The following is an 11,266-nucleotide window of genomic DNA, read 5'->3' as shown; positions in this document are numbered from 1 at the left end:
CTCGATCTCCCGCGACAACTCCGCGAACAGCGGGTTGCTGCTGTCCGGGAGGAGCAGGCCGAAGGTGCGGGTGCTGCCCCGCCGTAGTGCTCGAGCAACGGCATTCGGGCGATACCCGAGCACGGTGATGGCTTCGAGCACCTTGGCTCGGGCGTGCGACGAGACCGGCCGGTCACTGTCGTTGAGAACGTAGCTGACCACGGCCGGGCTCACACCCGCGTGGCGAGCCACGTCGGCGCGCGTGACCGCCATGCGTCGTGGTGCGGCTGGGTCTCTCGCCATACTCATCAACTCTAGGAGACGGCTTGCCGCGACGACGCATCGCTGAGGTGCGCCGGTGGGGAGCCGAGATCGGGAATGGTGAGACGCTCGCCGTTGCGGAGGGCCGACTCGTGCGCGATCACCCCCGGTAGGGTGAACCGAGCGGCGGTCCAGGCATTGATGGGCGGCAGGGTGCCTTCGTCGACGGCCGTCGCGAAGTCGTCGACGAGGAAGTGGTGTGCGCCTTCATGGCCGTTGGGGGCGTTCTCGAACTCCCGCGGGAGACGGGTGAGGTCGTGGATGGGGGCGTGCCCCGACACGAAGGCATCCCGGAGAGCTTCGGGAACTCCCGCCAGAGCGGGGTCGTCGAGACTCATCGAGGCGTGTGCGCGGAGGAGTTCGGAGACATCCGTGACCGTGTTCTTGTCCTGCCAGACCGACACCGTGGCCAGCTGCTCCAGCGAGCCTTCGGTGCCGAAGAACCGGAAACGCGACTCCTTGATGTGGGCGGGATACCCGACACGTCGCATCTCGTTGGTGCGCATGACCCCGCCGTCGGCGAGCTCGAAGAGGGCCGACGCGTTCGAGAAGTCGTTGTCGAACATGCTGACCGCTCGATCGAAGACGCCGTCGCCTCGCTGGTCGGACACACCGATGGCACTCACGGAGACGGCGTGGGTGGGCAGTGCTCCGAGCACTCCGCCGATGGAGTGGGTGGGATAGAGCAGCGGAGGGTAGCTCGCCGTCGTCTTCCACTCCTCGCCGCCGCTGTAGCGATAGGCGTCGTAGAAGCCGAGATCCATGTCGTGCACGTAGTCGCCTTCGGCGTAGAAGACGCGGCCGAACGCACCCTCCGCCAGTTTCTGTCTGGCGTACACGGTCGCCGGGTTGTAATAGCTGGTCTCGCCCATCATGTAGGTGAGTCCGGTCTCGGCGACCAGCCGGGTGATGGTCTCCATCTCCTCGACGGTGATGGCCATCGGCACCGCCGAGTAGACGTGCTTACCGGCCCGAAGCGCGCGCTCGACAATGGGACCGTGGGTCCAGCGCTGGGTGAAGACGGCGACCGCGTCGACGGCGCTCGACGCGAGCATGTCATCGAGGCTGCTGAACGTTCCCGCGAGCCCGAGGCGGTCGACCAGGGCCGCAGATCGTTCCGGCAGCAGGTCGGTGACGGTGATGTCGCCGACCCGGGGATGCAGGGCGAACAGCTTCGCGAATTGACCCGCGAACTGGCCGGCACCGACGAATCCAAGAGTGAATGGCATGTGTGTGATCTCCAGAGTGATGGCTGTCAGTGGGCCGCGAGGGCGGGCGCCGCGTCGAGGATGCGATCCAGGGCCGCCGCTGCGACCTCCGGAGGGCAGGCGAGCGAGATGAAGCGATGTGCGCCACCCGCCAGGGCGTGGAACGTCGTCCGTCCCGTCGCGTCGATCTCGACCCTGCCGGGCGCGCTCAAGCGGTACAACTCGGGGTCGTCGGTGATGGCCGCGTGCATGGCGAGCAGATCCCAGCTCTCCCGCCCGGTGCCGGCACCGTTGTACGCGCGATACGCGTCGCCGATCACGCCATCCTGCGTGGAGATCCGCTTCCCCGTCACGACCGGCGCCCCGACCTCCCAGCCGAGGAAGTCGACCGGCGTGGGCCAGGTGTCGACGAACGCCTGCGCGGCCGGGATGTCCTCCGTGATGTTGTACTCGTGACCGGTCGGGAAGTAGCCGCCCATCACGACGGCGCGTCGGACCTTCTGGCCGACCAGCTCGCGACCGTCGAGCGGGCTGTGCTCGTCGGGTGCCGACTCGAGCAGATCGCGGAGGTTGTTCAGAAATCCCAGCGAGACGACGGTGACACTGCCGTCGTCGCTCTCGCTGAGCGCCCGCCGGTGCACCTGCACCGCCGGGAGAGGCTCCGTGCGCTCGCCCTCGGTCGCGTGCGTCTCCGCGATGATCTTGGCGTAGTCCAGCTCGAAGACGGAGTCGTCGAGCGGGAGCAGACCGCCGACCGGAATCCCGGGTCGCCCGTACCACCGGTTGACCACCCTCACCGTCTGACTTCCGAACCGGCTGGGCGTGTTGACGCCGATCGCGATGATCTCGCATCTGCCGATGTCAGCGAGGTGGTGAGCGACGGCGAGCGCCCCGACGTCGTCGACGTCGCCGAAGACATCCGTCTCGACGAGCAGGCGAGCATAGCTCTGCATGAATTTCTCCTTCGAAGTACGCAACTCGTGTCATCTAACCATATGGAGCGCCCAATGCGCACAAACACTGAAATGAATTCGAGAGTTGTGATTTCTACGCAACTCGTGTCACTATCTGTTCCAGTCAACTTCGACTCGACCCGCAGCGCTCAAAGGAGATCGTGAATGTCCACAGCCAGACGAACCGCCGCCCTTGCGGCCGGTGCCGCCACCGCCCTGCTCCTGGCGGGGTGTTCTTCCTCGAGCGGCAGCGCCGCCACCACCGATTGGTCGATTCCCGACACCGATCCCACCGCCACGGTGACGGTGGTCAGCATCGCCGGCCTGGGTGACGACACCGACGGCATGCAGCACGTGGTGGACGCCTTCGAGGAAGCGCATCCCACGATCACCATCGACTGGCAGACCGTGCCGGGTGACCAGCTCAGCAGTGTTCTCGAGACCCGGCTGGGCAACAAGGAGACCTCGCTGGACCTGTACTGGGCCGACCAGCCCCGCATTCCGGCTCTTGCTTCGCGCGGTTACGCGCTCGACATCAGCAAGCAGTTCGGCGAGCTCTCGGATGCGTGGCAGCCGCCGGCGACGGAGGGCTCCTCCTTCGACGGCAAGCTCTACGGGGCACCGCTGGCGACCAGCACCCAGCTGCTCTACTACAACAAGGCCCTGCTCGACCAGGCAGGTCTGCCGGCCCCCTCGGCCGACCCGGAGACCCGCATCACCTGGGAGGAGCTGACCGCCGACGCCAAGAAGGCTCAGGCTGCCGGCGCCACCTACGGTCTCACCTTCGGTCAGGTGAACACCTACTACCAACTCGAGCCGCTGCCGGTGTCGCTCGGTGGCGGACCCGGTGCCGACGGCGACGGCAACCTCACTCCGCAGCTCACCAACGACGGCTGGGAGAAGGCCATGACGTGGTACGGCTCCCTGTTCGCCGACGGCGTCGCGCCGCGAGGTGTCACCGACAACGCATCCGATTTCCTCGCCGGAAAGACGGCGTACTTCGTGGAGGGGAACTGGATGCTCGACCGCCTCGCCGCACAGGACTCCGTCGATTGGGGGGTCGCCGCGCATCCGATGTTCGAGGGCGGCGAAGCGGCCACCCCGACCGGCTCGTGGTCGATGGCCATGAACCCGTTCTCGGCCAACAAGGAAGCCGCCTCGATCTTCATGAAGTGGATGACCATCGATGACGGCGGCAACTACAGCCGTTACCGGCCGGCACCCGAACTCCCGGCGAACCCCGACGGTCTCACCACGTACCTGGAGAAGGACATCTTCCAGACCGACGAGGGCAAGAAGGCTGCGGCACTCATCGACTACGAGACCACGAACACCGGCGTCCCCCGTCTCCAGACCGTCGGCTACCTCGAGTTCGAGAGCATCATCGGCTCGGCGTTCTCCGACATCAGCAACGGCAGCGATCCGGCCGGCACACTCGAGAACGCCTCGGCCGAACTCGACAAAGCCTGGGCGAAATACCAGAAATAGGAACTGAATCCGTGCCAATCACGAGGCGCACATCGATGCGTCGGCGCGAGGTCATGTGGGCGATCGCCTTCCTCGCGCCGACGCTCGTCGTCATCATCACCCTGCGGCTGTGGCCGATCATCGGCGCCACCCTCACGAGCATGCAGTTCGGTCTGCCCGGGGGCCTCGTCGCTCCCGAATGGGTGGGGCTCGACAACTACGCCGGACTGTTCAGCGACCCGGCCTTCCTCGAGACCCTCTGGCGCACCGTCGTCTTCAACCTGATCATCAATCCGCTGCAGGTCATCCTGGCCCTCTTCCTCGCCGTCCTCCTGGTGCAGCGGGTCGCGGGCGCACGCTACTGGCGGCTGCTGATGTTCATCCCGTGCCTCATCCCGATCGCCGGCTCGTCGGTGGCCTGGGGCATCGCACTCCGGCCGGACGGGCCGGTCAACCTCATCCTGGGCGCCATCGGCATCGGGCCGCAGCCCTTCTTCACCTCCCCGTCCCAGGCCATGGGCAGCATCATCCTCGTCGCCTCCTGGGTCGGCATCGGCTACTGGATGATCTTCCTGATCGCCGGTCTCAACGCCATCCCCACCGAGTACTACGAGGCGGCGCGGATCGATCGGGCGGGACCCATCCGCACATTCGTGTCGGTCACGATCCCGCTGCTCCGGCGGCCGTTGCTGTTCGTCATCGTCGCCACCACGATCGCCAACTTCGTGCTCTTCGTCCCCATCCAGGCGCTCACGAACGGCGGACCGGAGAACAGCACGACCGTCCTCATGTTCGAGGCGTTCCGAACCTCCTTCACCTACGGGGACCGGTACACCGGCTCCGCTCAGGTCATGTTGCTCACCGTCGTGATGTTGATCTGTGTCGCACTCCAGTTCCGGCTTCTCCGAGAGGACGACGACAAGCGATGACGATCTTCCGATTCCCCCATCGCGCCGCGACCCTGAACGGCGGAATGCGGCGCCGATCCCGGCGACGCGTGAACGTTCCGCTCACCATCCTCGCGGCCGCGCTCGGTCTCCTCTTCATCGTTCCGGCGGTGTGGATCCTGTCCGGTTCGGTGCGGCCGTCCACCGAGATCTTCGGCAGTCTCACCTCGCTGAACTGGGGGATTCTCGTCCCCGGCTCGGTGACGTGGGAGAACTACGCCGGGATCCTGTCGACCGGGTTCGCCCGCGCGTTGGCGAATTCGCTGATCGTCTGCCTCGGCACGGTGGCGATCGGACTGGTGATCACGGCCACGGCCTCCTACGCGCTCGCGGTGCTTCGGTTCCCCTTCCGCAACCTGGTCTTCGGCATCGTCGTCATCAGCTTCATGGTGCCGTTCGAGGCCATCGCCATTCCGCTGGCGCAGCAGTTCTCCGACTGGAACCTCACGAACACCTTCATCGGGCTCATCCTGCCGGGTATCGGCAACGGCCTGGCGGTGTTCAACCTCCGTCAGTTCTTCCTGAGTGTGCCCCCGTCGCTGCGCGAAGCAGCTCTCATCGACGGGGCGTCCGAACCGCGGATCATGGCATCCGTCTACCTGCCCATCAGCGGGGCGGCCCTGGCGAACACGGCTCTTCTGCTCTTTCTCGGGCAGTGGGGTTCCTACCTCTGGCCGCTTCTCGTGGTCACGAACCCCGACATGCAATTGGCGCCCGTGGCGCTCACCAAGACCGTGTCCGAACACGCCACCGACTACGGGCAGAACTTCGCCGGCGTGATCCTCCTCACCATCGTCCCCGCTGTCCTCATGCTGTTCCTCCAGCGCTACTTCACCAGCACCACCCTCGCCGGCATCGAACGCTGACACCAAGGAGATCTCACTGATGCGATCCATCGTCACCGCCATCGCCGCCGTCGCCACCGTGGCGTCGGCGGTCGCCCTCACACCGGTCGCCGCCACGGCCGCCGTGAGCGGCACCGTCCAGACCGTCTTCCCGACGGCCACCGAGGTCGCCCCACGTAACCCCGACCAGGGGTGGACGCTCGTCGACTACGCCCTCCCCGCATCCGACGACGACAACCGCGTGTCGCTCGGCCCCTACTGGCAGCGCATCACCACTCACGAGCAGACGCTGCCCTCGGTTCCGAACGTCGCGATCGTCTCCACCTGGGACGAACTGGAGCCGAGCGACGGGGTCTACGACTGGGACCTCCTCGATCAGACGATGGACTACTGGTCCGAGCAGGGCAAGAAGATCCACTTCCGCATCAGCACCGAGCCGTACACCTACTCGCTCGAGCAGGGCGGAGAGCTGGTCTGGGACTACCACGGCGGGGCGCCCGACTGGCTGCGCGAGGCGAAGGGTGCGAACGGCGATCCCGCGAACATCGCCTACACCGTGCGGTCGGTCGACGCCGACTACTACTACGACCTCGGCAACCCCGTCTACCAGCAGAAGTTGACGGCCTTCGTGACGGCCCTTGCCGACCGGTACAAGGACGATCCGCGGGTCGCGCTGGTGGATCTGCGCGGGTACGGCACGTGGGGGGAATGGCACTCGGGCTACGACGGCTTCGGGAGCATCGCCGCACGAGAGGATGCACTCGCATCCGTCATCGACATCTGGACGGCGGCGTGGGGGTCGAGCAAGATCCTCGCCCTGTCCAACTCGTACGAGTTCCTCGACGGGCTGAACCCCGACGTCAACGACCCCGCCTCGCAGGCGGACTACGAGAGCTGGTCGGCGTTCGACCACGCGCAGACGAAGAGCAACCTGACGTTCCGGCGCGATGGGGTCGCCGGAGCAGTTCGACCCTTCGACATGGCCCTGCTGCAGTCGACCTTCGCGAATCGGCCGACCCTCCCGGTGATCACCGAGTTCTGGCGTGGGTACGACGAGTACAAGCAGCCGGGAGGGTACAACCGCTCGTACTCACCCGATACCGCCCTCGACGACGCTCTGAAGTACCGCCCCAACTACGTGACCCTGATGGGCTGGGATGCCGACTCGAGCGCCGACGAGTTCGTCTACGAACGCCCGGATCTCATCGCCCAGGGCACGGCCGGCATGGGCTATGCCCTGACGCCGACGCGGATCGCGCTGCCGACCACGATCGCAGCCGGCTCGTCGTTCACGCTGTCGAGCGACTGGATCAACACCGCTCGCGGCCGTGCGTTCCGGGATGCCGACCTCACGGCCTCCCTCACCGACACGAGCGGTGACACCGTCTGGTCCGGTGCCGACTCCTCTTTCGAGACCCACGACATCACTCTCGGGAGCCCGCAGAGCTTCACGTCGACCTACTCGGTTCCGGCCACCATCCCGCCGGGCACCTACGAACTGCGCATCGCCATCACCGATCCGTCGGGCCGATCCTCGATCGCCATCGCCGCTCAGGGCAGCGACGAACTGAACCGGCTCCGGGTGGGAACGCTCACGGTCACCGGCTCGTCCACGCCCGCTCCGTCACGACCGTTCCTCTCCGAAGACTTCGAGACGGCGCCGAGCTGGTCGGCGCTGAGCGGCACCGGGAGCTTCGTCACCGGCTCGAGCGCCCTCGCTGGGACGACGAGCGTTCAGGGTTCGACCGTCTCCGGGCAGGCGACCTTCCTCCGCACCGACAACGATCGCCTGCGCCTGCGCCCGTCCACCGGGTACACGGTGTCGTTCGAGCACGCCGTGACGGCGGCCGCGGGCGGGGCGCTGCAGCTCGTCGCGCGCAGTCCCCGCCTCGGCTCGGCCGGGGATGTCGTCGTCGCCACGGTCACGCAGCCCGACGGCACGACGAGCGCGTCGTTCACGACGGGCGCCGCCGACGACTACCTGCTCGAATGGCGAACCACGGGTCAGGCGACCGCGCGAGTCGACTCGATCGCCATCGTTCCCGCCAGCGCCCCCGGCGTCACGGGCCGGCCCGACACCGAGGGCTTCGAGTCCGGCAGCTTCGCCTCCTCGAGCTATGTCGCGGCGTCGCCGGCCGGGACCATCACGTCGGCCGCGTCGGAGGTCGTCGCAGGAGCTTTCTCGGCCAAGGGGAGCACGACCTCGGCGGGTTACACCGAGTACCTCTACTCCGATCCCGCCAAGATCGCGCTGAAGCCCCTGCACGACTACGAGGTCAGTTACGACTACTTCGCCCACGGCGCCGGAACCTTCTACTCGCTGGCACGGTCGGCGGGCGGCGGCTCGAGCCTGGACAGGGGGTTCACCCAACGCACCTTCGCCGCAGGCGATGTCGGATCGCAGACGTTCTCGTTCAGGACCGGAGATCGTTCGGACTACTTCCTCGTCTGGGGCATCCTGAACGGCGGAGACATCGCTGTCGACAACATCCGAGTGCGCGAACTCGACGTGATCCAGGCGGACTTCGAGTCCGGTTCGTTCGCCGGAAGCGGCTTCACGAACGGCTTCAACAACTACGGCACCATCACGAGCGGCAGCGATCGGGTCGCCGGTTCCTACTCCGTCTCGGGCGCGAACGACGGCAGTGTCGAGTGGTACGAGTTCCTCTACTCCGACCCCTCGGCCGTGAAACTCGACGGCGGAAAGCGCTACAAGATCGAGATCGCCTACCGCCAGCTGGAGGCCCCGCTCCCGGGCGGCGCCTACTACACCCTGGCCCGCACCCCCTCGGGCGGGAACGGCAACGACGTCGGATTCGTGCAGTGGTTCGACGAACCGGAGACGATGGGCATGACGACCACGCGCACCTTCACCTACGACCTCGAGAACTACAGCGACTACTTCATCATCTTCGGTCTCCACAACGGCGGGAAGCTCAGCATCGACGACATCACCATCACCGAGTATTGACGCCGCCGCTACAGCCAGTGGTTGCGTTTGAAGACCTTGTAGAGCAGCACCGCCATCACCACCATCCCGGCGAGCGCCGCCGGGTACCCCCATACCCAGTGCAGCTCGGGCATGTAGTCGAAGTTCATGCCGTAGATCGCGGCGATCAAACTCGGCGCGAACAGGATGGCCGCCCACGCCGAGATCTTCTTCACCTCGTCGCCCTGCTTGATGCTCGCCTCGGAGAGCTTCCGGGTGTCCTCGGCGAGCGTGAGGTTCGCCTCCGAGATGCGGCGCATCTCCTCGTTCTGCTGCTGAGTGGTGAGCGTCGAATGAACCGTGAGCGCGTTCTGCAGCGTCGCCCTGAATCCGTCGGCGTGCCCGACGATGGCGAGCACGTGGTCGAGCACGTCGCGAAGGCCCCGCTGAACCTCGAGATCGACCCGGTACTTCTCGGCACCGCGCAACAGACCCTCGAGCATCACGGCGAGCGGATGCACGGCGCGCTGAAAATCCATCACCTCACCGATCAGGTCGTAGATGCGCCGCGACACGTCGAGGTCGCCGCCGAACAGCTGCTTCTCGATCTCGTCGATGTCGTTCTGCAGGCCCGACACCACCGGCCAGTACTCGTCGACCACCTCGTCGAGGATGGCGTAGAGCACCGCTTCAGGCCCGAGCGCGAGCAGCTCGGGGTTGCCCTCGAGGCGGTGCCGCACCGCGCCGAGGTTCGGCGACTCGGCGTGCCGAACCGTCACCACGAAGCCCGGGCCGATGAACACGTGCACCTCGCCGAACTCCACCTCCTCGGCGGCGTCGAGGTAGCGCGCGGGGCGCAGCACCACGAAGAGGGTGTCGCCGTACCGCTCGAGCTTGGCGCGCTGGTGCCCGATGAGCGCGTCTTCGATCGCGAGGTGATGCAGCCCGAACTCGGTCTCGATGGAGTGGATCTCCCGCGCATCCGGCCGGTAGAGCCCGATCCAGGCCATGCCGCCGAGCCGGCGCATGAGCTCGTAGGTCTCGTCGAGGCTCTTCGGGTCGTCGGTGCGGTGGCCGGCGACGTACACCGCGTTGTCGATGAGGGGCATGGATGCCGACCATACGACCGGTCGGTGAACGGATGGTGACAGGCGCGCCGCGGGCGGGCATCCGGCGGGCGCGCCGCATCGTCACGGGCTAGGTCGTGGCAGGCTGCCGGTTGGCGAGCACCGGATGCGGCACCGCACGATAGGCCGCCACGCAGGTGAAGGCGAGCCACGCCCAGCCGGCGACGACCGCCACCCAGAGGAGCGCCACACCCGCCGGCCCGGCCGAGAGCGCCCCGCCCGCCACGAACGCGACGATGACGAGGATGCCCGCCACCAGCGACCACACCGCGCCCGATCGTGACCCTCGGCGGCGGAACCAGCCCGACGCGACGATCGCCGCGACCCCGAGCGCGACGAACCCGATGCCGCCGAACGCGAGATGCAGGATGCCGCCGACCGTGGCCGTGCCGCTGCCCGGCCGGTCGGGCGCCGCGAAGGCGCTCAGCACCAGCCCGAGACCATAGACCCCGACCAGAATCGCGGCCGTGCGCGACCAGCCCGGCGTGCGCCACAACCCGACAGCGGCGACCACCGTCATGAGGCCCGCGAGCACGAGATTGAGTGCCTGCAGCCAGCCGGCATCGCCGAGCAACAGGATGCTCAGCGCGTCACGCCCGAGGTCGAAGCCGGGCCGCGTGAGGGCGAGGATGAGCCCGAAGACGAGGTAGAACGGGCCGGCCACGACGCCCCAGCCGAGCATCGAGCGGGTGACGGCTGCAGCACGGTCGAATCCGGTGGCGGTGGCTGCGGTCATGTCGACTCCTTCATGCACTGCTGAGTACAGTAATGCACTCATCAGTGCACGTCTTGTCAGTGCATAATGGCAGCATGCGCGGCACGACGGCAAGTGGGAGCGCGGCTCCGGCCGCACCCGAGCGCGCCGACCCTCGAGTGGTTCGCTCGCGCGAGCTCGTCCTCGACGCGGCGCGCGGCGAATTCCTCACACACGGGTACCTCGCGGCCACGGTCGACGGCATCGCCGAGGCGGCGGGCGTGGCCAAACGCACCGTGTACAACCTGTTCGTCAGCAAGGACGAACTGTTCCGGGCGGTCATCGGCCGCGCCACCGACACCGCCGAGCGGTTCGTCGCCGAGCGGGTGAAGGCGCCGGTGGGGGTGCGACCGGTCGAGGAGGAGATCCGCGACTTCGCCGTCGCCCACGCGCGCGCCGTGGTCACGCCGCAGGTCGTCGCGACGCGGCGGCTGCTGATCGGGGAGGCACAGCGCTTTCCGGAGCTCGCGGCCGAGTACTTCGAGCGGGTGCCGCACGCGGTGATCGTGGCCATCGCCGAGCGTCTGCGCCGGTACGACGAGAAGGGGTTGCTCGCGGTTCCCGACCCCCCCATGGCCGCGGACCACTTCGCCTACCTCGTGCTCGGCGCCGCCCTCGACCGCGCCCTGTTCGATCCCGCCGCCCTCGCGCCGGCGGCGCGCGATCGCGCCGCGCGGGCGGGTGCTGCCGCCTTCCTGCGCGCCTACGCCGTGCCGCGCCGGTGAGCCACCAGCAG

The 11,266-nt window shown here is 67.4% G+C and carries 10 protein-coding genes; 5 read left to right on the top strand and 5 right to left on the bottom strand.

What is annotated here, in order from left to right:
- The 3 genes from AC3WLB_RS23465 to AC3WLB_RS23455 all read right to left on the bottom strand — a co-directional run.
- On the bottom strand, positions 1-282 hold a 282-nt coding region (locus AC3WLB_RS23465; protein ID WP_492510281.1), incomplete at its 3' end, for a LacI family DNA-binding transcriptional regulator.
- 11 nt (positions 283-293) lie between these two features.
- Complete coding sequence (locus AC3WLB_RS23460) at positions 294-1,529, bottom strand: Gfo/Idh/MocA family protein (protein ID WP_492510279.1); 1,236 nt, start codon at positions 1,527-1,529, stop codon at positions 294-296.
- Between the two features lie 26 nt (positions 1,530-1,555).
- Positions 1,556-2,461, bottom strand: a complete 906-nt coding sequence (locus AC3WLB_RS23455) for a nucleoside hydrolase (protein WP_492510277.1) — start codon at positions 2,459-2,461, stop codon at positions 1,556-1,558.
- A gap of 165 nt (positions 2,462-2,626) precedes the next feature.
- On the opposite strand from AC3WLB_RS23455, the gene AC3WLB_RS23450 reads away from it, so the two are divergent.
- The 4 genes from AC3WLB_RS23450 to AC3WLB_RS23435 are packed head-to-tail and all read left to right on the top strand — an operon-like array spanning position 2,627 to position 8,691.
- Entirely contained in the window at positions 2,627-3,949 is a 1,323-nt protein-coding gene (locus AC3WLB_RS23450) for an ABC transporter substrate-binding protein (RefSeq protein WP_492510275.1), read from the top strand.
- 35 nt (positions 3,950-3,984) lie between these two features.
- Positions 3,985-4,857 (top strand): carbohydrate ABC transporter permease, encoded by an 873-nt coding sequence (locus AC3WLB_RS23445; RefSeq protein WP_022897855.1) that lies wholly within the window; start codon positions 3,985-3,987, stop codon positions 4,855-4,857.
- The gene (locus tag AC3WLB_RS23440; RefSeq protein WP_492510273.1) at positions 4,854-5,741 is read left to right on the top strand and encodes a carbohydrate ABC transporter permease; all 888 of its coding nucleotides are present in this window, start codon (positions 4,854-4,856) and stop codon (positions 5,739-5,741) included. The genes AC3WLB_RS23445 and AC3WLB_RS23440 overlap by 4 nt, the downstream gene beginning before the upstream one ends.
- A gap of 19 nt (positions 5,742-5,760) precedes the next feature.
- Positions 5,761-8,691: a beta-galactosidase gene (locus AC3WLB_RS23435; protein ID WP_492510271.1), complete on the top strand. Its 2,931-nt coding sequence runs from the start codon at positions 5,761-5,763 to the stop codon at positions 8,689-8,691.
- Between the two features lie 8 nt (positions 8,692-8,699).
- Here AC3WLB_RS23435 and AC3WLB_RS23430 read toward each other — a convergent pair whose 3' ends face one another.
- Positions 8,700-9,758 (bottom strand): magnesium and cobalt transport protein CorA, encoded by a 1,059-nt coding sequence (locus AC3WLB_RS23430; protein WP_022897038.1) that lies wholly within the window; start codon positions 9,756-9,758, stop codon positions 8,700-8,702.
- 88 nt (positions 9,759-9,846) lie between these two features.
- Positions 9,847-10,512 carry a DUF998 domain-containing protein gene (locus AC3WLB_RS23425; RefSeq protein ID WP_492510269.1) on the bottom strand — a complete coding sequence of 222 codons (666 nt, stop codon included), beginning with the start codon at positions 10,510-10,512 and terminating at the stop codon, positions 9,847-9,849.
- A 74-nt stretch (positions 10,513-10,586) separates the two neighbouring features.
- Between AC3WLB_RS23425 and AC3WLB_RS23420 the strand changes: the two genes are divergently transcribed.
- Positions 10,587-11,255: a TetR/AcrR family transcriptional regulator gene (locus AC3WLB_RS23420; protein WP_492510267.1), complete on the top strand. Its 669-nt coding sequence runs from the start codon at positions 10,587-10,589 to the stop codon at positions 11,253-11,255.
- Positions 11,256-11,266 lie beyond the last annotated feature (11 nt).

Source organism: Herbiconiux sp. FW305-C-125 (genome assembly GCF_058783455.1).
Note: the sequence above shows the minus strand (reverse complement) of the source record. Positions and strands in the feature narration are given on the sequence as shown.